Source organism: Actinokineospora spheciospongiae (genome assembly GCF_003182415.1).
Lineage (GTDB): Bacteria > Actinomycetota > Actinomycetes > Mycobacteriales > Pseudonocardiaceae > Actinokineospora > Actinokineospora spheciospongiae.
Genome location: NZ_QHCP01000003.1, coordinates 785,114 through 804,915, shown reverse-complemented (window position 1 = coordinate 804,915; position 19,802 = coordinate 785,114). Strand labels below are relative to the sequence as shown.

The 19,802-nt window shown below is 72.4% G+C and carries 19 protein-coding genes; 8 read left to right on the top strand and 11 right to left on the bottom strand.

The features are described 5' to 3' along the window. Positions 1-15 precede the first annotated feature (15 nt). A complete protein-coding gene (locus DFQ13_RS11105; RefSeq protein WP_110079675.1) occupies positions 16-966 on the top strand; it encodes a GlxA family transcriptional regulator in 951 nt (316 codons plus the stop codon). A gap of 95 nt (positions 967-1,061) precedes the next feature. Here DFQ13_RS11105 and DFQ13_RS11100 read toward each other — a convergent pair whose 3' ends face one another. Continuing rightward, complete coding sequence (locus DFQ13_RS11100; protein ID WP_110079753.1) at positions 1,062-1,223, bottom strand: DUF397 domain-containing protein; 162 nt, start codon at positions 1,221-1,223, stop codon at positions 1,062-1,064. A gap of 227 nt (positions 1,224-1,450) precedes the next feature. Between DFQ13_RS11100 and DFQ13_RS11095 the strand changes: the two genes are divergently transcribed. Continuing rightward, positions 1,451-2,038 carry a NucA/NucB deoxyribonuclease domain-containing protein gene (locus DFQ13_RS11095; protein ID WP_035286682.1) on the top strand — a complete coding sequence of 196 codons (588 nt, stop codon included), beginning with the start codon at positions 1,451-1,453 and terminating at the stop codon, positions 2,036-2,038. A 2-nt stretch (positions 2,039-2,040) separates the two neighbouring features. Further along, on the top strand, positions 2,041-2,466 hold the full coding sequence (locus DFQ13_RS11090; RefSeq protein WP_035286681.1) for a hypothetical protein: 426 nt from the start codon (positions 2,041-2,043) through the stop codon (positions 2,464-2,466). 57 nt (positions 2,467-2,523) lie between these two features. Here DFQ13_RS11090 and DFQ13_RS11085 read toward each other — a convergent pair whose 3' ends face one another. Both DFQ13_RS11085 and DFQ13_RS11080 read right to left on the bottom strand, forming a co-directional pair. Beyond that, positions 2,524-2,688, bottom strand: a complete 165-nt coding sequence (locus DFQ13_RS11085; RefSeq protein ID WP_084176220.1) for a DUF397 domain-containing protein — start codon at positions 2,686-2,688, stop codon at positions 2,524-2,526. A gap of 2 nt (positions 2,689-2,690) precedes the next feature. Continuing rightward, positions 2,691-3,521, bottom strand: a complete 831-nt coding sequence (locus DFQ13_RS11080) for a helix-turn-helix domain-containing protein (RefSeq protein WP_052021723.1) — start codon at positions 3,519-3,521, stop codon at positions 2,691-2,693. 159 nt (positions 3,522-3,680) lie between these two features. Between DFQ13_RS11080 and DFQ13_RS11075 the strand changes: the two genes are divergently transcribed. Further along, entirely contained in the window at positions 3,681-4,160 is a 480-nt protein-coding gene (locus DFQ13_RS11075) for a hypothetical protein (RefSeq protein WP_110079674.1), read from the top strand. A 72-nt stretch (positions 4,161-4,232) separates the two neighbouring features. Here the strand turns inward: DFQ13_RS11075 and treZ are convergent, their stop codons facing one another. The 4 genes from treZ to DFQ13_RS11055 all read right to left on the bottom strand — a co-directional run bounded on the left by treZ (position 4,233) and on the right by DFQ13_RS11055 (position 11,735). Next, on the bottom strand, positions 4,233-5,957 hold the full coding sequence (treZ, locus tag DFQ13_RS11070; RefSeq protein ID WP_035286680.1) for a malto-oligosyltrehalose trehalohydrolase: 1,725 nt from the start codon (positions 5,955-5,957) through the stop codon (positions 4,233-4,235). Beyond that, positions 5,954-8,218 carry a malto-oligosyltrehalose synthase gene (treY, locus tag DFQ13_RS11065; protein WP_110079673.1) on the bottom strand — a complete coding sequence of 755 codons (2,265 nt, stop codon included), beginning with the start codon at positions 8,216-8,218 and terminating at the stop codon, positions 5,954-5,956. The genes treZ and treY overlap by 4 nt, the downstream gene beginning before the upstream one ends. A 3-nt stretch (positions 8,219-8,221) precedes the next feature. Then, on the bottom strand, positions 8,222-10,342 hold the full coding sequence (gene glgX / locus DFQ13_RS11060; protein WP_110079672.1) for a glycogen debranching protein GlgX: 2,121 nt from the start codon (positions 10,340-10,342) through the stop codon (positions 8,222-8,224). Between the two features lie 184 nt (positions 10,343-10,526). Next, a complete protein-coding gene (locus tag DFQ13_RS11055) occupies positions 10,527-11,735 on the bottom strand; it encodes a serine/threonine-protein kinase (RefSeq protein ID WP_110079671.1) in 1,209 nt (402 codons plus the stop codon). A gap of 180 nt (positions 11,736-11,915) precedes the next feature. Between DFQ13_RS11055 and DFQ13_RS11050 the strand changes: the two genes are divergently transcribed. From DFQ13_RS11050 to DFQ13_RS11040, 3 genes are read left to right on the top strand one after another with little or no spacing between them, the layout of a single operon-like run. After that, positions 11,916-12,419: a hypothetical protein gene (locus tag DFQ13_RS11050; RefSeq protein ID WP_181399918.1), complete on the top strand. Its 504-nt coding sequence runs from the start codon at positions 11,916-11,918 to the stop codon at positions 12,417-12,419. A gap of 3 nt (positions 12,420-12,422) precedes the next feature. After that, positions 12,423-13,667, top strand: a complete 1,245-nt coding sequence (locus DFQ13_RS11045) for a cupin domain-containing protein (protein WP_110079670.1) — start codon at positions 12,423-12,425, stop codon at positions 13,665-13,667. Next, positions 13,664-14,524, top strand: coding sequence for a sucrase ferredoxin (locus DFQ13_RS11040; RefSeq protein WP_110079669.1), 861 nt, complete (start codon positions 13,664-13,666; stop codon positions 14,522-14,524). The genes DFQ13_RS11045 and DFQ13_RS11040 overlap by 4 nt, the downstream gene beginning before the upstream one ends. Positions 14,525-14,556: 32 nt before the next feature. Here the strand turns inward: DFQ13_RS11040 and DFQ13_RS11035 are convergent, their stop codons facing one another. Together DFQ13_RS11035 and DFQ13_RS11030 are read right to left on the bottom strand one after the other, a co-directional pair. Beyond that, positions 14,557-15,960 (bottom strand): DUF2867 domain-containing protein, encoded by a 1,404-nt coding sequence (locus DFQ13_RS11035; protein WP_110079668.1) that lies wholly within the window; start codon positions 15,958-15,960, stop codon positions 14,557-14,559. Continuing rightward, positions 15,957-16,334, bottom strand: a complete 378-nt coding sequence (locus tag DFQ13_RS11030) for a hypothetical protein (protein WP_035286675.1) — start codon at positions 16,332-16,334, stop codon at positions 15,957-15,959. The genes DFQ13_RS11035 and DFQ13_RS11030 overlap by 4 nt, the downstream gene beginning before the upstream one ends. 122 nt (positions 16,335-16,456) lie before the next feature. On the opposite strand from DFQ13_RS11030, the gene cutA reads away from it, so the two are divergent. Then, a complete protein-coding gene (gene cutA, locus DFQ13_RS11025; protein ID WP_110079667.1) occupies positions 16,457-16,774 on the top strand; it encodes a divalent-cation tolerance protein CutA in 318 nt (105 codons plus the stop codon). Positions 16,775-16,782: 8 nt separating this feature from the next. On the opposite strand, the gene DFQ13_RS11020 is transcribed toward cutA, so the two are convergent. Next, positions 16,783-17,937, bottom strand: coding sequence for a P-loop NTPase family protein (locus DFQ13_RS11020; RefSeq protein ID WP_110079666.1), 1,155 nt, complete (start codon positions 17,935-17,937; stop codon positions 16,783-16,785). Continuing rightward, positions 17,934-19,658 (bottom strand): dynamin family protein, encoded by a 1,725-nt coding sequence (locus DFQ13_RS11015; RefSeq protein ID WP_325050921.1) that lies wholly within the window; start codon positions 19,656-19,658, stop codon positions 17,934-17,936. The genes DFQ13_RS11020 and DFQ13_RS11015 overlap by 4 nt, the downstream gene beginning before the upstream one ends. Between the last annotated feature and the right edge of the window lie 144 nt (positions 19,659-19,802).

Below are 19,802 nucleotides of genomic sequence, written 5' to 3'. Positions count from 1 at the left end.
GGTTATGTTATTGCCATGGTCGGTCATCGCGTCTCGGTTCTCGCCCTCGACGGGGTGCTCGCGTTCGAGCTGGGCATGCCGTTCATGACCATGGGCACCCTCGGCGACCGCTACGCGCTGTCGGTGGTGACACCGACGCGGCAGGGCGTCACCACCGACAGCGGTCTGCGGCTCTCCGCCGCGGGCGCGCTGACCGAACTGGCGGCGGCGGACACCGTCATCGTCCCCGGCTACGCGTTCGACCGCGGCATCCCGGAAAGCGTCGCCGAGGCCCTCCGCGCCTGCCACGACCGCTCGACCCGCGTGGTGTCGCTCTGCGTCGGCGCGTTCGCGCTCGCGCAGTCCGGTCTCCTCGCGGGGCGGAGGGCGACCACCCACTGGAGCCAGGCGGACCGCCTCGCGCGGGAGCACCCGGACGTCACCGTGGACCGCGGGGTGCTCTACGTCGACGAGGAGACCGTGCTGACCGCGGCGGGCACGGCCGCGGGCATCGACCTCTGCCTGCACCTGATCCGCAAGGACCACGGGGCGACCGTCGCCAACCAGGCCGCCCGCAACGTGGTCGCCGCACCCCACCGCGAAGGCGGCCAAGCGCAGTTCATCGAACACCACCTCCCCGCGGCGGCGGGCACGTCCCTCGCCGCGACCCGCGCCTGGGCGCTGGAACGCCTCGGCGAGCCGCTCCTGCTCCGCGAACTCGCCGCCCACGCGCACCTGTCCCAGCGCACGTTCATCCGCCGCTTCGTCGCGGAAACCGGCCTGCCGCCGATGAGGTGGCTCCAACTGGCCCGGATCGACCGCGCCAAGCAGCTCCTCGAACACAACGGCGCCACCATCGACGAGGTGGCCCGCAGGAGCGGCTTCGGCACGGCCCAGAACCTCCGCACCCACTTCGCCCAGCACTGCGGGCTGACCCCGTCCGCCTACCGGAACGTGTACGCCCGCGAACCGGCCCGGGTCCGGTAGGACTCGGGCGGAGTTCCGACCACGGCGAACCGCCCCTCGTCGGTGACCTGCTCGGCTCCCGACTCGGGGGCGTGCGGGAGCCGAGCGGGGGTTGGTCAGCGGGCCAGCTTGCCGGACTTGACGACGACCGACAGGCGGGGCAGGTCGACGGCAAGGGTGGGGCCACCGGGGTTCTTGCTGTCCCGGACGGCGGCCAAGTCCTGCCTGACCTGCACGCAGTTGGCATCGTCACTACGACTCGACTTGCGCCACTCCATGATCACGCCTCCCTCAGGATCGATCGGAGCATAGTCTGACTTTCGGCAGTGGAAAGGGCTTGGGTTGCGGCATGGTCGAGGATGCAACCCAATGGCGAGACCACGCCCTCCACTGGGCCGTTCAGGTTCACCTTTCGTTCGGCCCCGCGAAACCACCCATCCTGCCGATGCACCCTGGGATGCTCATACGACGGTCGAACAGTCTTCACGCGTGGCACGGGGGAGACATGAGCACGAAAACCAAAAGCGGGTTGTTGCCCATCCTGCTTGCGGTCGGGGCGGTCGTCGCAGTGACTCAAACCGATATCGCACAGGAGGTGATCAACTCGGTAGACATCGAGGAAAAAGAAGCGGACGAGGTTCTGGTTCCACCCAGCTTTCGGGGCCGGGTCAAGGAGTGCACGCCTGAGCAACTCACCAAGGACCGGCGCTGCAAAGACCTTCCTGTGGTCCCGATCGACGCCGAGAAGATGCCGTACATCGCCCGCCACATATCTGTGGCGTGGTCGACCGGACAGCCTGCCCTACTCCACTACGAAGTGGACCTGAAGGCGCGCGAGCTGAAGAACCGCTCGGTGTGCACGCCTGCTCGGCTGGCGGAGCTGAAGCCGAAGTCGTGCGACGAATACCCCTTCAAGTCCGCGAAGGAAGGCGGGCCGGGTGCGAGCACGCAAGGTGTTCCCACCATCGAGCAGAACCGGCAAGGCGGCGCGGTGGGACGCGCCTACACTGTCAACCGGTTGCAGGACGGCGACGCGTTCCTGGTCGTCATCATCAATCCTGGCCAGATCGCCACCGAAGAGTTCGAGGGGTAGCCATGCTGTTGTTGCGCCAGCCGGTCCGCCCGTCCCACGGGCAGGTGTGTCTCGGCGACTACAAGTCGGACCCCGACACCTGGCCGGAATGGACCGATGCGGAATTCGAGCGCGGTGTCGCCACATCTCCAGGAATGATTTTCATCAGCATCGATGACACCTCGGAGTTCGTCATCGTCGACGTCCGGGACGGGACTCCGAGCACAGGCGAGGCGGTCCTGTTCGATGGAGTGCTCGACGTGAGCACGCTGAGTGTCACCGGCGGTGGAACGACGACCGCACAATCCCTTCTCCTGCCCGACTCCCGAGAGCAGAAGGTGACGATCACCGCCAATGGCACGGATCGTTCCAACATCCGACACGTGACGATTCATTTTCCCGAGTACGCCGATCCGGACATGCCGGACGGGGCGTGGATGAACCTCTGAGCAGGTGACCAGCCCGGCTCCCGACGCAGGGGGCGTGCGGGAGCCGAGCGGGGTCGGTCAGCGGTCCAGCTTGCCGGACTTGACGACGGCCGACAGGCGGGACAGGTCGACGGCGAGCACGGGGCCGACCGGGTTCTTGCTGTCCCGGACGGCGGCCAAGTCCTGCCGCACTTGAACACAGTTGCCGCCGGACCCGCTGAAGCTCGACTTGCGCCACTGCATGATCACGCCTCCTTCAGGATCGACCGGAGCTTAGTCTGACTTTCAGTGGTGGAAAGGGCATTGTGATCCAGCTTGGCGAGCACCTTCGCGTACGGCTCCGCTTGGTCGTCGTGCAGGTAGACCCCACCTTCGGCCACCTCGACGTTCACGACGGGAGTGGTGTTGGGGAACGTCAGGTAAAGCCATGAGTGGCTGATCAAGCCGAGTGGCAGATGTTCCGGCACAACCCGAACGGAGATCCCCCGATCACGAGCCTCCAGGAGATGACTGAGCTGCCTTCGATGGGTTACGGCACCCCCGAATGGCGTCCGTAGTGCCGTCTCGCTGATGTAGGCGCCGTACTCCAGCGTGCCCAGGATCTGCTGTCGCCTACGCCTGGCCACCCATCGCAACTCCGCAACCTCCACCGACATATCATCGGAGAGCATCAACGCCATGGCGTAGTCCTCGATTTGGAGCAGGCCCGGTACCAGCGTCACCGCCCAGTCGGTCAGGCTGTCGGCGTCGACGGCGTAGCTGGCCAGGGTGCCGACTTCGGCGGGAACGCCGGGCAGGGGGCGGTCCCACCACCCGGAGGCGTTCTCCGCTCTGGCTTCGGCGATGATGTCCCTGCGCTCATCGGCTGGGATGCCGTAGACGGTGAGCATCATCGCCACCTCTTCGGTGTCGATGACGCGCTTGCCGTTCTCGATCCTGGACATGGTCGCCAGGCCCCAGCCGAGGAGCTTGGCGGCGGCTTCGAGGCTCAAGTCCGTCCGCTCCTTGCGGATCGCGCGCAGGCGGGCACCGATGATGCGGTCCCTGGGCCTCGGGGGTTGTCGCTTGCCCGACATGGTGTTGCCTTTCCACCCCTGGAAGGACGGATACCTTCCTGAAAGTAGAATTTACCTCACTCTGCGTGCCCGCCAGCGGCGCGACACTCCCACCGCCACGGGTTAGGCCGGTTGCCCGGCTGTCCAGCGGAGCGCGCGTGCCGGTGTCACCATCGTGCAATGAGCTACCCGGAGAGCGATCCCGAGCGGACCAGGGCCTTCCCGCCCCAGGAGCAGTACGTCGCACCCCGGCAGCAGCCGCCTCCCGGCCAGTACGGGCCGCCGGACGAGGAGGTCGTGCACGAGCGGGTGCGGGACACCCACGCCCAGCGGTGGCGCACGATCCGGATGATCACCTCGGCGGTCACCTTCATCACCGGGCTGTTCGCGGTGGTGCTGGTCGCGCAGATCATCCTGACGCTCGCCGAAGCCAACCCGGACAACGGGTTCGCGGGCTTCATCAGCGACTTCTCCGGGGCCGTCTCGCTCGGGTTCGACGGGCTGTTCACGCCGGGGTCGGCGAAGCTGGCGACCCTGCTCGACTACGGGCTGGCCGCCATCGTGTGGCTGCTGATCGGTGCGGCGATCAACTTCCTGATCCGCCGGTTCGCCTCGCCAGGGCCGCAGCGCGAGGTCCGCTACCGCCGCAGCGTCGAATAAGTCCCCGAAAACCACGGACCGGCCGCCCGAGCACTCGGGCGGCCGGTCCGCGTCATCAGACCTCGGGAGCCGTCAGACCTCCAGGACGGCGAACGTGTCGGCGGGCAGGACCACCGTGTCCACCCCGACGTGCACGCCCTCGGCGGCCAGCAGGGTCGACACCGCCGCCACCGGCAGCGACACCTCCGCCCCGGACAGGTTCACCGCCACCCGCAGCCCGCCCCGGTGCAGCAGCAGCCAACCGTCCCCGGCCTCGACCGTGAACCGGTCCAGGCGGGGGTCGCTCAGCTCCGGGCGGGCCTTGCGCAGGGCGATGAGCGCCCGGTACGTCTCGTACACGCCCCGGTGCGCCGGGTCGGCCAGTTCCGCCCAGTTCAGGGTGGAGGCGCGGACGGTGTCGGGGTCCATCGGGTCCGGCACCTCCGACTCGCCCCAGCCGTGCTCGGCGAACTCACGGCGGCGGCCGGTGCGGACCGCCTCGGCCAGTTCCTCGTCGGGGAACGAGGCGAAGAAGCGCCACGGGGTGGTTGCCGCCCACTCCTCGCCCATGAACAGCATCGGCGTGTACGGGGAGCAGAACAGGATCGCCGCCCCGCACAGCACCCGCTCTTGCGACACCGTGGCGGTGAGGCGGTCGCCGGTGGCGCGGTTGCCGATCTGGTCGTGGTTCTGCAAGTACGCCAGGAAGCGGTGGCCGGAGACCGTGCGGGTGTCCAGCGGCCTGCCGTGCGAGCGCTTGCGGAACGACGACCACGTGCCGACGTGGTAGAACGCCCGGCGCAGTGTCGTCTCCAGCGCGCCGGGGGTGCCGAAGTCGGTGTAGTAGCCGTCCGTCTCGCCGGTCAGGGCGACGTGCAGGACGTGGTGCAGGTCGTCGCACCACTGGGCGGTGAGGCCGTAGCCGCCCGCTTCGCGCGGGGTGGTGTGGCGGGGGTCGTTGAGGTCGGATTCGGCGATCAGCGACAGCGGGCGGCCCAGGGCCGCCGACAGGGCGTCCACTTCGGACGAAAGCTGCTCCAGCAAGTGGGTGGCCCTGGTGTCGCGCAGGGCGTGCACGGCGTCGAGGCGCAGGCCGTCGACGTGGAAGTCGCGGAACCAGCCCAGGGCGTTGTCGATGACGTAGCGGCGGACCTCGTCCGAATCCGGGCCGTCGAGGTTGAGGGTGGGGCCCCAGATCGTGCTGCCCGCGAAGTACGGGGCGAACTTGTCCAGGTACGCGCCCGACGGGCCGAGGTGGTTGTAGACCACGTCCAGCACCACGCCCAGGCCGCGCCGGTGGCAGGCGTCGACGAACTGCTTGAACGCGGTCGGGCCGCCGTAGGGCTGGTGGACCGCGCCCCACAGCACGCCGTCGTAGCCCCAGCCCTCGGTGCCGTCGAAGGCGTTGACCGGCAGCACCTCCACCAGGTCGACGCCCAGCTCCACCAGGTGGTCCAGCCGCTCGATGGCGGCGTTGAACGTGCCCTCCTCGGTGAAGGTGCCGATGTGCAGCTCGTAGAGCACCGACCCGGCCAGCGCGCGGCCGGTCCAGCCCTCGTCGGTCCAGTCGAACGTGCGGTGCTCGTAGCGCCGGGACGGGCCGTGCACGCCCTCGGGCTGCCACAGCGAACGCGGGTCGGGGTAGCTCTGCTCCTGGTCGTCGAGCAGGAAGGCGTAGTCGGTGCCCGCCCCGGTGCCGGGGACCTCGACGTGCCACCAGCCCGCGTCGTCCCTGGTCATCTCGTGCAGTTGGGCGCCGGTGGCGAGTCGGACCCGGTCGCGTTCGGGGGCCCAGACGGAGAAGTGCTCGGGGTTCACGCCTGGCCTCCCACCAGCAGGGCAACGGGGTAGTCCGACAGCAGGTCGGCGAGCCCACCCTCGGCGCGGCGACCGGTGAGGGCGTCGGTCCACTCGCCGTCCGGCAGGTCGAGCCGGGTGTCGCCCCAGCCGGGCAGGCTGACCGGCAGGCGGGTGGCGACGGCGATCAGGCCGGTGCGCTCGAAGGCGACGACGTGTTCGGCCGCGGTGCCGGTGGCGGTCACCGGGCGGTAGCCGGTGAACAGCTCGGGGCGGTCGCGGCGCAGCCGCAGCACGGTGCGCACCACGTGCAGCTTGGCGGCGCCGGTGTCGTCGACCGGCGGGAGCCAGCCGTCGTCGAGGCGGGCCAGCAGCGCGCGCCGCTCGGCGAAGTCCACGTCGCGGCGGTTGTCCGGGTCGACCAGGGACAGGTCCCACAGCTCGGTGCCCTGGTAGACGTCCGGGATGCCCGGTCCGGCCAGTTGCAGCAGCTTCTGGCCCAGCGCGTTCGACCAGCCGGGCGCGGTGATCCTCTCGGCGAGGGCGCGGACCTCGGCGGCCAGCTCCGGGTCGCCCAGCACGGCGGCGGGCCAGGCCCGCACGGCCGCCTCGAACTCCTCGTCGTGGTCGACCCAGGTGGTGCGGACCTTGGCCTCCTTGGCGGCCTTGTCCAGGTACGCCGAGAGCCGGTCCGGGCCGATCGGCCACGCGCCGAGCAGGGTCTGCCAGGCGAGCAGGTTCAGCGTGGGCTCCTCGATGCCCAGCTTCTCCGTCCAGCGGCGCACGGCGGCGGTGAACTCGTCGGGCAGTTCGGCCAGCACGGCCAAGCGGGCGCGCACGTCCTCCGACCGCTTGGTGTCGTGCGTGGACAGGGCGGTCATCGCCTCCGGCCACTTGGCCTCGCGCTCGGCCTGCGCGGCGTGGAACTCCGCGACCGGCACGCCGAAGTGGTCCGGGCTGCCGCCGACCTCGTTGAGGCCGACGAACCGGGAGTAGCGGTAGAACGCGGTGTCCTCGGTGCCCTTGGCCACGACCATGCCGGAGGTCTGCTGCACCCGGGTGGCCAGCTCCCCGGTCGGGTCGGCGCGCACCTGGGTGTCCAGGGCGGCCACCGCCTCGGCCAGCTCCGGCCACGCCGTGCGCACCCGCTCGATCGCGGCGGCCCAGTTCGCCTCGCCCTCGGGCAGGTACGAGCGGTAGACCGGGAAGGCCACCATCAGCTCGGCCACCGCGCGCCGGGCGTCCATCGGGTCGACCCCGGTCACCAGGTCGGCGATGCGGCGCACCTCGGCGGCCAGCGACGTGGTGGTGATGAGCTGCCTGCACTCCTCGCGCAGCAGCTCGAAGTCGGTCGGCACGCCCAGGGAGCGGGCCAGCTCGGTGAACGGTGCCTCGGCGGCCGGGTCGACGAACACCCCGCACACCTCGCGCAGCGCGTCGTAGCCGGTGGTGCCCGCGACCGGCCAGGACTCCGACAGCTTCTCGCCGGGCTCCAGGATCTTCTCCAGCACGATCCAGCAGCCCGCCCGCTCAGCCAGGCGCTTGGCGTAGCCGCCGGGGTCGGCGAGGCCGTCCGGGTGGTCCACGCGCAGGCCCTGCACGTCGCCCTCGGCGACCCAGCGCAGCACCTCGGCGTGCGTGGCGTCGAACACCTCCGGCTTCTCCACGCGCACCCCGGCCAGGGTGGTCACGTCGAAGAACCGGCGGTAGTTCAGCTCGGCCCCGGCGCGGCGCCAGTCGACCAGGCGGTAGTGCTGCCGCTCGTGCACCTCGCGGGCATCAGCGTCGACACCGTCCCCCTCGGTGCCGGGCGCGATGGGGAACTCGTGCTCGTAATAGGTGAGCTTGCCGTCCTTGACGGCCAGCTCGGTGATGTCGTCGTCGGAGCCGAGGACCGGCAGCAGCACCGGGAACGACTCGATGTCGAAGTACCCCGCGTACGCCGAGTCCGGGCCGTGCTCCAGCACGTCCCACCACCAGGCGTTCTGCGACGGCACCTCCACGGCCATGTGGTTGGGCACGATGTCGACCACCAGGTCCAGGCCCAGCTCGCGCAGCCGGGCGACCAGCGCCCGACGGCCGTCCTCACCGCCCAGCTCCGGGTTGGCCCTGGTCGGGTCCACGACGTCGTAGCCGTGCGTCGACCCGGCGGTGGGGGTCAGGATCGGCGAGGAGTACAGCGCGCCGACCCCGAGGTCGGCCAGGTAGTCGGCGATGGCGGCGGCGTCGGGGAAACCGAACGCCGGGCGCATCTGGACGCGGTAGGTCGACCTCGGGGCCACCTTCTACTCCGTTCCGGTGCGGCGCAGCACGATCAATGAGCGGGACGTCAGGGAGAGCTTGGTGTCCTTGGTGATCACCCTCGGCGCAGGCGCGGACACCTCACCGGTGGCGGTGTCGAGCACCACCTCCCACTCGGCGCCGTAGTCGCCGTCGGGCACGGTGACGTCGATGTCCTCGTGGTGGGCGTTGAAGCACAGCAGGAACGAGTCGTCGGAGACCCGCTCGCCGCGCTGGTCCAGGTCGGGGATGCCCTCGCCGTTGAGGAAGGTGACGATGCACCGGCCGAAGCCCGAACCCCAGTCCTCGTCGGACATCTCGTCGCCGGACGGGGTGAACCAGGCGATGTCGCGCAGCTCGTCGCCGCGCCGGATCGGCCTGCCCGCGAAGAAGCGCCTGCGCCGGAACACCGGGTGCTTTGCGCGCAGGGCGATCACCCCGGCGGTGAAGTCGACCAGGTCGGCGTTGGTCTCCGCCAGCGACCAGTCCACCCAGGACAGTTCGCTGTCCTGGCAGTAGCCGTTGTTGTTGCCCTGCTGGGTGCGGGCCATCTCGTCGCCGTGCAGCAGCATCGGCACGCCCTGCGACAGGAACAGGGTGGCGATGAGGTTGCGCCGCTGCCGGGCGCGCAGGTCGTTGACCTCGGGGTCGTCGGTCGGGCCCTCGACGCCGCAGTTCCAGGAGCGGTTGTCGTCGGCGCCGTCGCGGCCGTCCTCGCCGTTGGCCTCGTTGTGCTTGTCGTTGTAGGAGACCAGGTCGTTGAGGGTGAAGCCGTCGTGCGCGGTGACGAAGTTGATCGAGGCGAACGGCTTGCGGCCGTCCTCCTGGTAGAGGTCCGAGGAACCGGTGATGCGCGAGGCGAACTCGCCCAGGGTCGCGGGCTCACCGCGCCAGAAGTCGCGGGCGGTGTCGCGGTACTTGCCGTTCCACTCCGTCCACAGCGGCGGGAAGTTGCCCACCTGGTACCCGCCGGGGCCGACGTCCCACGGCTCGGCGATCAGCTTCACCTGGGAGATCACCGGGTCCTGCTGCACGATGTCGAAGAACGCCGAGAGCCGGTCGACGTCGTAGAACTCGCGGGCCAGGGTGGCGGCGAGGTCGAACCGGAACCCGTCGACGTGCATCTCGGTGATCCAGTACCGCAGCGAGTCCATGATCAACTGGAGCGTGTGCGGGTTACGCACGTTCAGCGAGTTGCCGGTGCCGGTGTAGTCCATGTAGTACCGCTGGTCGTCCTCGACCAGCCGGTAGTAGGCGTCGTTGTCGATGCCGCGCATGGACAGCGTCGGACCCAGGTGGTTGCCCTCGGCGGTGTGGTTGTAGACCACGTCGAGGATGACCTCGATGTTCGCGTCGTGCAGGGTGCGCACCATCGACTTGAACTCGGCCACGTGCGCGCCCTGCTCGGTCGAGGTCGCGTAACCGGAGTGCGGGGCGAAGAAGCCGATGGTGTTGTAGCCCCAGTAGTTGCGCAGCCCCTTCTCCTGCAGGCCGTGGTCGTGCAGGAACTCGTGCACCGGCATCAGCTCGATGGCGGTCACGCCGAGCTTCTTCAGGTGCTCGACCACCGACGGGTGCGCCAGGCCCGCGTAGGTGCCGCGCATCTCCTCGGGCACGTCCGGGTGGCGCATGGTCAGGCCGCGCACGTGCGCCTCGTAGATGACGCTCTCGTTGTACGGGGTCTTCGGCGGGCGGTCGTTGGCCCAGTCGAAGAACGGGTTGATCACCACCGACTTGGCGGTGTGCCTGGCCGAGTCCTCGTCGTTGCGCTGCTCGGGCTCGCCGAACTGGTAGCCGAAGACCGACTGGTCCCAGTCGACCTCGCCGTCGACCGCCTTGGCGTACGGGTCGATCAGCAGCTTGTTCGGGTTGCAGCGCAGACCCTGCTCCGGGTTGTGCGGGCCGGTCACCCGGTAGCCGTACTTCTGCCCGGGCAGCACACCGGGCAGGTAGGCGTGCCAGACGAAGCCGTCGACCTCGGGCAGCCGCACCCGGTGCTCGGTGCCGTCGTGGTCGAACAGGCACAGGTCGACGCGGGTCGCCACCTCCGAGAAGAGGGCGAAGTTGGTGCCCGCGCCGTCGTAGGTGGCGCCGAGCGGGTAAGGGGTTCCAGGCCAGGGGCGCACACAGTCTCCTCGGTCATGCCCAGGCCGGACTCCGGCCGAGAGGGCTGTCGTCAATCACCATATGGGGCGGGGGAGCCTCCCCGCCGGACGATGTGGCGGGGTCGGTGGGGGGTGGTCGTCAGAACAGTCGTCGGTCAGTCGTCGGTCAGTCGTCGATCGGAACAGTCGTCGGTCAGTCGTCGGATCAGTCGTCGCCCCGGCCGCTCCCGCTCACCTCGACCGGGTGGTCCGCTTTGGCCGCGCCCTTGGAGTGCTTCCTCGCGGCGGTCGACGATCCCCGGCCGCGCGCCGGGGTGGGGGGCCGCACGACCACGGTGGCGGCCCCGGTCCGCGTCGCCGCGGACGGCGACGGACCGAGCGGCACCGGCACGACGACGGCCGGGGCCTCCTGCGGGCGGGCCTGCTGGCGCGCGGCGCCGGGCAGGGTCGCGGTCACCGCGGCCAGCCCGCCGAACAGCAGGGCCCCGGTGAACAGGGCGGCGCGCAGCACGTTCGTCGGCCGCTTGTCCGCTGCGACCAGGGGAATCCGCACGGTGGTCGCCCGGGGCGCGGGCACCTGCCGGGTCGGGGCGACCGCGGGGCGGCGGGCCAGCGGGCCGCGCAGCGCGCAGTGCGCCAGCCTGCGGGCCACCTCGGCCATGTCCGGGCGGTCGGCGGGCTCGCGCAGCGTCATCGCCGCCAGCGTGTCCGCCCACACCCGGGGCAGCCACTTCGGGATGCGCGGCGAGCGCGACAGCCGGGCGATGGCGGCCTCGATGTCGGACCCGGTGAACTCCGGCTCCCCGGTCAGGCACTCCAGCAGCACCAGGCCCAGGGAGTAGACGTCGCCCGCCGGGCCGGTCTCCGCACCGCGCACCTGCTCGGGGGCGAGGTAGGCGGCGGTGCCCACGCAGTGCCCGGCCGAGGTCAGCCGCTCGGTGCCCATGGCCCGCGCGATGCCGAAGTCGGCCAGGAAGCAGGTGCCGTCGTGGTCGATGAGGATGTTCGACGGTTTGAGGTCGCGGTGGACGATGCCGCGCGAGTGCACGTAGGCCAGGGTGTCGGCCAGCCGCATCCCGAACCGGGCCACCGAGTCGGCGGGGAGCACGCCCCGGTCCAGGTGCCCGCGCAGGGTGGACCCGTCCACGAGCTGCATGACCAGGTAGGGGCGGGAGTCGTCGGCGCCGATGTCGTAGAGGCGGACCAGACCGGGGTGCGACAGGCCCGCCAGCAGCCTGGCCTCGGTCTCCAGCCGGGCGATGGTGGCGCCGTCGGCCTTGGGGTGGAACAACTTCACCGCCACCGGGCGGCTCAGCCGCAGGTCGACCGCCCGGTGGACGTCGGCCATGCCCCCCGTGCCCAGCAGGTCGCCGAGGCGGTACCGGCCGTCGAGCGGTGTCCCCGTCGTGCCCATCCCACCTCCACCTCGCCGCCGACACCGAAGATACCCGGCAACCCCCGTGGGCAAACCGCAGGCGGCCCCGGCGAGCCGTGCCCGATCGGACGCATGGATCACACCTTCCGGGGGTACCAGGGCGTACAACGGGGGTTGCGGTCGCCGGAACCCCGGTTCGACGAAACGCGAGGAGGCGTTATGTCCCTGGAAGACGACGACATCCGCAGTGGACACATCGGTGAGCACGGCCCCGCCGACAGCGGCGCGGGCACGGCCGACCACGGTGCCTCCGGTACCCCGGGCGGCCACGACGGCGGCGCCGATGGCGGTGCTGACGGCGGAGCCGACGGTGGCGCGGACAGCGGAGCCGGTACGGCCGACCACGGCGCCTCGGGCACCCCGGGCGGCCACGACGGTGGCGCTGACGGCGGAGCCGACGGTGGCGCTGACGGCGGTGCGGACGGTGGCGCCGACAGCGGCGCGGCCGGGCAGGCCGATCACGGCGCCTCCGGTGCCCCGGGCGGCCACGACGGCGGTGCCGACGGTGGCGCCGACGGCGGAGCGGGCCACGGCACGGCCGACAGCGGCGCGGGCACGGCCGACCACGGCGCGTCCGGCACCCCGGGCGGCCACGACGGCGGCGCTGACGGTGGAGCCGATGGTGGTGCGGACGGCGGTGCCGACGGCGGCGCGGGCCGGTAGACGATGACCCCGATCCCCACCGCCGCGCGCGCGGCGACGGCAGACCGACCGGCCCTGCGCCGGTGCGTGGCCGCCGAGCCGGACGCGTTCGCCGCCGAGCACTGGGGCCGCGCCCCGCTGCTGAGCCCGGCGGGCACGCTGCCCAAGGCGTTCGAGGACCTGCTGACCCTCGGTGACGTCGACGAGCTGCTGTCCCGGCGCGGCCTGCGCACCCCGTTCCTGCGGGTGGCCAAGAACGGTTCGGTGCTGTCGTCGGCGCAGTTCACCGCGCCCGGTGGGGTCGGGGCCGAGATCGGCGACCAGGTGTCCGACGACAAGGTGGCGCACGTGTTCGACCAGGGCGCCACCCTGGTGCTGCAGGGCCTGCACCGGCTCTGGCCGCCGGTGATCGACTTCGCCGCCCAGCTCGGGGTCGACCTCGGCCACCCGGTCCAGGTGAACGCCTACATCACCCCGGCGTCCTCCCAGGGCTTCTCCGCGCACTACGACGTGCACGACGTGTTCGTGCTCCAGGTGGCGGGCGAGAAGCGTTGGCTGGTGCACGAACCGGTGCACGCCGACCCGCTGCGCGACCAGCCCTGGGACCAGCACTCGGCCGCCGTCGCCGCCCGCGCGGAAGAGGAACCCCTGATCGACGAGGTGCTGCGCCCCGGCGACGCCCTCTACCTGCCGCGCGGCTACCTGCACTCGGCGCGCGCCCTGGGCGGCGTGTCCGCGCACCTGACCGTGGGCATCCACGTGCTGACCCGGTTCGCCCTGGTCGAGGCCCTGCTCAAGCTGGCGGGCCGGGACGGGGACCTGCGCGGGTCGCTGCCGCTGGGGATCGACGCGGCCGACCCGGACGCGCTGGCCCCGCACCTGGCGGAAACCGTCGACGCACTCGCCCGGGTGGTCAGGTCCAGCACACCGGGTGAAGTCGCCGAACTGCTGCGTGACCGAGCGTGGTCGGGCAACCGCCCGGCGCCGCTGGCCCCGCTCGCCCAGGTCGCGGCGGCCCAGTCGGTGGCCGAGGGCAGCCGCGTGGTGCTCCGCACGGGCCTGCGCTCCCGGCTCACCCCGGCTGGGGACCGCGTGCTGCTCGACGTCCCGGGTGACCGGCTGTCGCTGCCCGCCTACACCGCCCCGGCCCTGGCGGCCCTGCTCACCGGCGCCTCGGTGGCGGTGGGCGACCTGCCCGGCCTGGACGTCGCCGACCAGACCACGCTCGTGCGGAGGCTGCTCCGCGAGGGCGTCCTGGTCCCCGCGTGACGGCGGAGCGCTGCGCCGCCGCCTGCGTGCGCCGGGGCGACCCGATGACCGCGACCGCTCCCCCGGTGCTGCGCTGGTTGCTGGTCGAACAGCCGAAGGCGTGGGGCCCGGACCCGTGGCGCGACTGCGACTTACCCGGCCCGGTGATCACCGGACTGGCGGAACGGGCGGCGTCGGTGGGCGCCCGGGTGCTGCTGATCCGCAAACCCGGCAGGCACACCGACGCCCCGCTGCGCTGGGCCTACGTCGACTCGGTGCGCGAGCTGACCTGGTGGTCGACCTTCACCGACCCGCACGACCTGCTCACCGCGCCCTGGCCCAGCGGCACGCCCACGGCCGAGCCTGCGTACCTGGTCTGCGCGCACGGCCGCCACGACACCTGCTGCGCCCTGCGCGGGCGCCCGGTCGCCGCCGCGCTGGCCGCCACCCGGCCCGAGGCCACCTGGGAGTGCTCGCACGTCGGCGGCGACCGCTTCGCCGCGAACCTGGTCGCGCTGCCGCACGGCTTCTACTTCGGGCAGGTGGGCGTGGACGCGGTGACCGGGCTGGCGGACCGGTTCGAGGCGGGCAGGCTCACCGTGCCGCTGCTGCGCGGGCGCAGCACGGTCACCGCCCCGGTGCAGGCGGCCCAGCGGATCGCCCGGGAGCGCACCGGTGAGGACGCCGTGCACGCCTACCCCCCGGTGTCGGTGACCCCGCTCGGGCGCGACCGCTGGTCGGTCGCCCTGGACGGCCTGCCTGAGCCGATCCGCCTGCGCGCCACCTTCACCACGTCGGACAGCCCGCTCACCTGCTCGGCCACGGCGAACTCGCGGATGCGCAGCTTCACCGAGGACACCGAGGACACCGAGGGCTGAGCACGCCCGGGTACGGCCGTCGCGGCAGCGGGTCAGGCGGCGTCGGCGCGGTCGGCGAGCTTGCGGGCCAGGGCGTGCGCGCGCCGGGTCTGCTTGCGGGCCATGACCCGGAACACCACCAGGTGGATCGGGTACACCGCGCGCCAGTACGCCCAGCCGAGCAGTCCCTTCGACCGCAGCGCGCCCACCTGCCACAGCCGGGGCTCGGCGCCGCCCTCGATCCGGTAGCCCAACCACGCCTCACCGCAGAACCACTTGTCGGTGTAGAGCACGATGTGGTGGTCGCCGCAGTCGGCGACGGTCCACCAGTCGACGGTCGCGCCGACCTCCACGGTGTCCGGGCGGTGCAGGGTCAGCTCCTCACCGAAGAGCTTGCCCAGCCAGATGCGCAGCACCCACGCCCACGCCCAGCCGTACCAGTGCAGGTCGCCGCCGCAGCGCGACAGGTCGAGCCGGGCGCCCTTGACCTCGCCCCGGTCCATCTCCACGCTGGTGCTGAGGTTGAACACGCCGTCGACCACACCGTGGGCGAAGTCGAACACCTCGTGCGCGACCCGGTCGCGCTGCTCGTCCAGGGCGCGGGCGATGGCCTCGGCCATCGGCACCCGCTCGACGTCGAACGGGCTGTCGGCCCGGGTGACCACCACGTCGTTGCGCAGGCTGTCGATCAGCGACCCGCTGACCGCCCGGTCCACCGGGGTCACCGCGTGCACCCAGTACGACGACAGCCGGGGCGAGAGCAGCGGCACGCGCACGATCCGCCGCCTACGCAGGCCGCGCACCCTGGCGTAGAGCTGCATCAGGTCCTCGTAGGTCAGCACGTCCGGCCCGCCGACCTCGTGCACCCCCGGCGGCACCCGGTCCTCGTCGGCCGCCTGGCGCAGGCAGGCCAGCAGGTCGGACTCGGCGATCGGCTGCACCCGGGTCCGCACCCAGCGCGGGCACACCATGAACGGCAACCGCTCGGTCAGGTAGCGCAACAGCTCGAAGGAGATGCTGCCCGACCCGATGACCACGGCCGCGCGCAGCTCCACGACCGGCACCCCGGTCCCGGCGAGCAACTGCCCGACCTCCTGCCGCGACTCCAGGTGCTCGGAAAGCCCCTCGTCGCCCAGGCCGCCCAGGTAGACGATCCGCCGCACCCCGGCCGCCGCGGCGGCGTCGGCGAAGGAACGGGCCATCGCCCGGTCCCGGTCGGCGAAGTCGGCGCCACCCGCCATGGCGTGCACCAGGTAGTAGGCGGTCCGCACCCCGTCGAGGACACCGGTCAGCGCGGCGGTGTCGGCCACGTCCACCGCCGAGGACCGCACGCTGCCGCCGCCCGGCAGCGAGTCGAGGTGCCTGCCCAGCGCCAGCACCGGCTCCCCCGCCGCGTCGAGCGCGGCGACCAACCGCTGCCCGACGTACCCGCTCGCCCCCGCGACCGCGATCGTCATGTCAGGCGCAGGTGCCGGGTGAAGGTGCGCACGGACCCGAACGCGGAGTGCCACCCCGCCGCGCCCGCGCCCCGGGACCGGGCCACCCGGTCCTGCCAGGCCGCGTGCCCCACCGCCACCTTGATCGCGGTGTGGCTGGAGCGCTCGCGCAGCGCGGCGGCCATCAGCGGCACCAGCTCCGCGCGGATCGCGTCGTCGTCGAGGTCGGGGGAATCGACCAGGTGCGGGTTGCGGCCGAACAGGTCGACCGTCATGGCGCAGGCCAGGTCGCGGTCGCGGACGCAGCAGTCGAAGGCGCGGAACACGAAGTTCAACAACCGGTCGTGCTGCTCGCCCCACACGACGCCCGCCAAGCGCGGCCCGAAGGTCGCCATGCAGGTTCCCCCAAACGGTCGGATCAGGACCCCCGACGGTAGTCCTGGGACCGGGCGCCCACCACTCGGCGGGGGCCGTTGCCCGACCGTTCTCCCTGGCACCGATCGCTACCCTGGGACCGGTGGACGGACACGTGTTGGTGATCACCACCTGGGACGACGTCGAGGCGGCGACCCGGCTCGGGGAATCGTTGGTGGAAGCGCGTCTTGCCGCCTGCGCGCAGGTGGTGGGGCCCGTGCGCAGCGTCTACCGGTGGGAGGGGGCGGTGACCTCGTCCACCGAGTGGCAGCTCCACGTCAAGACCACCGGGGAGCGGGTCGCGGAGGTGACCGAGCACATCGTTGCCCAGCACGGGTACGACGTGCCGGAAGTCATAGCTGTTCCGATCACCGGCGGCCACCGCGCCTACCTCGACTGGGTGACGGCCGAGACCGGCTGACCGCGGGCTCAGGGGGCGGTGGTGGCACCACGGGTCACCAGTTCCTCGCAGCTGCGGACGACCACCAGTGCGGCCCGGCGGGCGCGGGAGTCCCGGCGGGGGTCCTCGGCGTGGGCCCGCCAGCGCAGGACGGCGGTGTGGGCGTCGTCGGAGACGGCGAGGCGGGCGGCGGGGGTGGTGCCCTGGGCGCCGAGGAGGTAGCGGGCCTCCGCGACCTCCTCGCCCAGGGAGACGCGGCCGGTGTCCAGGTCGGCCAGGAGGCGGAGTTCGCGCAGTTCGTGGGCGCCCGCGAGGACGCGTTCCACCTCGGCGGCCAGGGCGGGGGCTCGGGGTTCTCGGCGCAGCACCGCCTCCAGGCCGAGCAGGGCGGTGCGGGCGCGCAGCACCGGGGAGCGCTCGGTGAAGCGGGTGCCGATGGCGGTGCGCAGTTCGGTGATTCCGCTGGCGCGCACCAGTTCCGCCGCCAGCGCGGCCCCGGTCAGGCCGCGCCGCGCCTGGGTGGCGGCGAGGCGGACGCCGAAGAGGCCGAGGCGGGTCAGCAGGGCGGGGCCTTCGGCGGGGAAGGCGGTGGCGAACCGGTCCGCCGAGAGCAGCACCGGGTCCAGTTCCGCCCTGGGCACCCGGCCCAGCGCCGCCAGCGCGGACGCCTCGGTGGGGGTCAGCAGGGACGCGCCCAGCGCCAGGGAACCCGCCACGGCCAGCACGTCCTGGCACAGGCCGCCCAGTTCGGCCGACCGCGCCCGCCGCCGCGCCACCTGCCGGGCGGAGACCAGGGCGTCGACCCGGCCGCCGCCCAGTTCGTCGGCGCGGGAGAGCACGACCAGGGTCGACACGGCGGCGGCGGGGCGCAGGGGGCGGGTGTCGGCGGCCGGGTGCGGCAGCAGGTGCACGACCGCGTCGGTGTCGGTTTCGGGGGCGTCCACCAGCTCCACGTCGCCGGGCCAGTCCACGGTGAGGCGGTCGGTGCCCGGGGGGACGGGTTCGCCGACCACGGCGTTGAGCAGGGTCGTGCGGCCCGAGCGCGGGGGGCCGGTGACGGTGACCCGCAGCGGTCCGGTGAGCCGGGCCATCGCGGTGCCCAGGAATGCCTCCGCGCGCGGGCTGTCGCGGTAGTGCGGCAGTGCCCGCTCCAGCAGGGACCACGCCGCCTCGGCGAGGTTCACGCGCTCAGCGCCCGGGCGGGCCGCTGGGCGCGGATCGCCTCGACCCGCCTGCGCAGGGCCAGCAGTTGCTCCAGCCCGCGCCGCACCTCCGCCGCGCGGGAGGCGCGGCGGGCGGCCTCGGTGTCCAGGTCGAGCTTGATCGCCCTGGCGGACTGGGTGGCCTCGCCGCGCAACTGCTGGGCGACGGCGGCGAACCGGTCGCGCAGGGCCCGGTGGATGACCCTGGTGGCGTCCTTGGTCTCCTTGCCGTAGGAGAGGAAGAAGTCGTCCACGTGGCGCTGGGCGGTGGTCTTGGCGATGGCCTGCCTGCGCTTGAGCCGGGCCCCGCGCTCCTCGAAGACGCTGCGCGCGCCGAAGGCCACCCCGGCGCCGACGGAGAACGGGTTGATCAGCGGCAGCCCGGCCAGCGAGGTCGCCAGGCCGGACATCAGCAGGCCGCTGTAGGACCCGCGCAGGCCGACGAACAGCTTCTGCGGGGTGCTGAACTTCTCGATGTTCGGCGTCCGCAGGGTGCCCACGTGGTTCTCCGAGACCTCGCGCAGGAGGTCGGAGGACCAGGCGGACCCGGACGTGGCGCCCAGCGGGCTGTGCCTGGCGATGCGGGCGGCGGTCCACTCGAACCGCTCCAGCAGCCAGTCGGAGTGCACCTCGGCGACCGCGGTCAGGTTCTCCCGCATCCACTCCTCGAACTCGGGCCACACCTTCGCCGGGTCGGCGACCTCGAAGTAGTCGTCGACCTCGCGCAGGATGCGCCGGGTGCGGTCGCGCAGGTCGTGGTCCATGTCGGCCATCAGGTCGGCCACGTCGTCGGCGAGCAGGGTCTGCCAGCGGGCGGCCGCGCGGCCCAGCTCCTCCACCCGGCGGCCCGCGGCGTGCCAGGCGGCGGTGGCGGCCGGGTCGGCGCCGGGCTGACCGGCGTCGAACTCCGCGCGCAGCGGCACGATCAACTGGTCCAGCGCCAGGCCGCTGGTCGCCGCCGCGACGGCGGCGACCACCCGGCTCGGGTCGGCCAGGATCTCCCGGCGCAGGCAGTCGATCAGCTCGGCGAAGCCGGACTCGGCGTTGAGCCGCTTGTCCCCGGCCTTGGCCGCGGCCAGCCGCAGCACCGACGACACCGGCAGCAGCGGCGCGGCGATGCCCGCCTCGGCCAGCAGCCTGCGGTCGACCTCGGCCACCCGCCGCCACGCGGGCACCATGTCGATCTTCGTCAGGGCCACCAGCACGGTCGGGCACAGCCTGCTGACCTGGGCGAGCAGGTCGATCTCCAGCGCGGACAGCTCGCCGGTGGCGTCGGAGACCAGCAGCACCGCGTCCGCCTCGGCCAGCACCGCCATCGCGCGCGCGGTGCGCGGGCAGCCCGGGTCGCCGATGCCGGGTGAGTCGACCAGCACCAGGCCCTGGCCCAGCAGCGTGCGCGGCAGGCCGATCTCGGTGCGCAGCACGTCGTCGCGGACCAGGGCGAGCTTGTTGGCCCGGGCGGTGGCGGTCTCCACCGGTCCCGCGTCGGCCGGGTCGGCGGCGGCGCCGATGGCCGGGCGCTCGTCGGTCACCACGGTGGCGGTGGGCCGCTCGGCGTGCCGGACGACGGCGGGCACGGCGGTTGTCCGGTCGTCGCCGACCGCGCAGACCGGGGCGTTGAGGAGGGCGTTGACCAGTTGGCTCTTGCCCTGCCCGGGGGTGCCCACGACAGCGACCCGGCGACCCGGATCTAACAGTCGCATTCGACGATCCAGCAACCGATTCACCAGATCAGGGCGTCGACCCGCCGAGCAAGCACGGACGGTGTCATCGAGAAGCGCGAGCCACGGTGGAACGGTCACTCACAAGAGTGTGCCGTAACTTATCTGTGACAGAAACCAGGCGGG

Bases quoted from the DNA above. Each gene is read 5' to 3' on its own strand.
- DFQ13_RS11050 (WP_181399918.1), top strand. From the start codon at position 11,916: ATGTCCCTGGAAGACGACGACATCCGCAGTGGACACATCGGTGAGCAC.
- DFQ13_RS11105 (WP_110079675.1), top strand. From the start codon at position 16: ATGGTCGGTCATCGCGTCTCGGTTCTCGCCCTCGACGGGGTGCTCGCG.
- DFQ13_RS11080 (WP_052021723.1), bottom strand. From the start codon at position 3,521: ATGTCGGGCAAGCGACAACCCCCGAGGCCCAGGGACCGCATCATCGGT.
- DFQ13_RS11045 (WP_110079670.1), top strand. From the start codon at position 12,423: ATGACCCCGATCCCCACCGCCGCGCGCGCGGCGACGGCAGACCGACCG.
- DFQ13_RS11085 (WP_084176220.1), bottom strand. From the start codon at position 2,688: ATGCAGTGGCGCAAGTCGAGCTTCAGCGGGTCCGGCGGCAACTGTGTT.
- DFQ13_RS11090 (WP_035286681.1), top strand. From the start codon at position 2,041: ATGCTGTTGTTGCGCCAGCCGGTCCGCCCGTCCCACGGGCAGGTGTGT.
- DFQ13_RS11055 (WP_110079671.1), bottom strand. From the start codon at position 11,735: ATGGGCACGACGGGGACACCGCTCGACGGCCGGTACCGCCTCGGCGAC.
- DFQ13_RS11015 (WP_325050921.1), bottom strand. From the start codon at position 19,658: ATGCGACTGTTAGATCCGGGTCGCCGGGTCGCTGTCGTGGGCACCCCC.
- DFQ13_RS11030 (WP_035286675.1), bottom strand. From the start codon at position 16,334: ATGGCGACCTTCGGGCCGCGCTTGGCGGGCGTCGTGTGGGGCGAGCAG.
- DFQ13_RS11095 (WP_035286682.1), top strand. From the start codon at position 1,451: ATGAGCACGAAAACCAAAAGCGGGTTGTTGCCCATCCTGCTTGCGGTC.
- DFQ13_RS11100 (WP_110079753.1), bottom strand. From the start codon at position 1,223: ATGGAGTGGCGCAAGTCGAGTCGTAGTGACGATGCCAACTGCGTGCAG.
- DFQ13_RS11035 (WP_110079668.1), bottom strand. From the start codon at position 15,960: ATGACGATCGCGGTCGCGGGGGCGAGCGGGTACGTCGGGCAGCGGTTG.
- DFQ13_RS11075 (WP_110079674.1), top strand. From the start codon at position 3,681: ATGAGCTACCCGGAGAGCGATCCCGAGCGGACCAGGGCCTTCCCGCCC.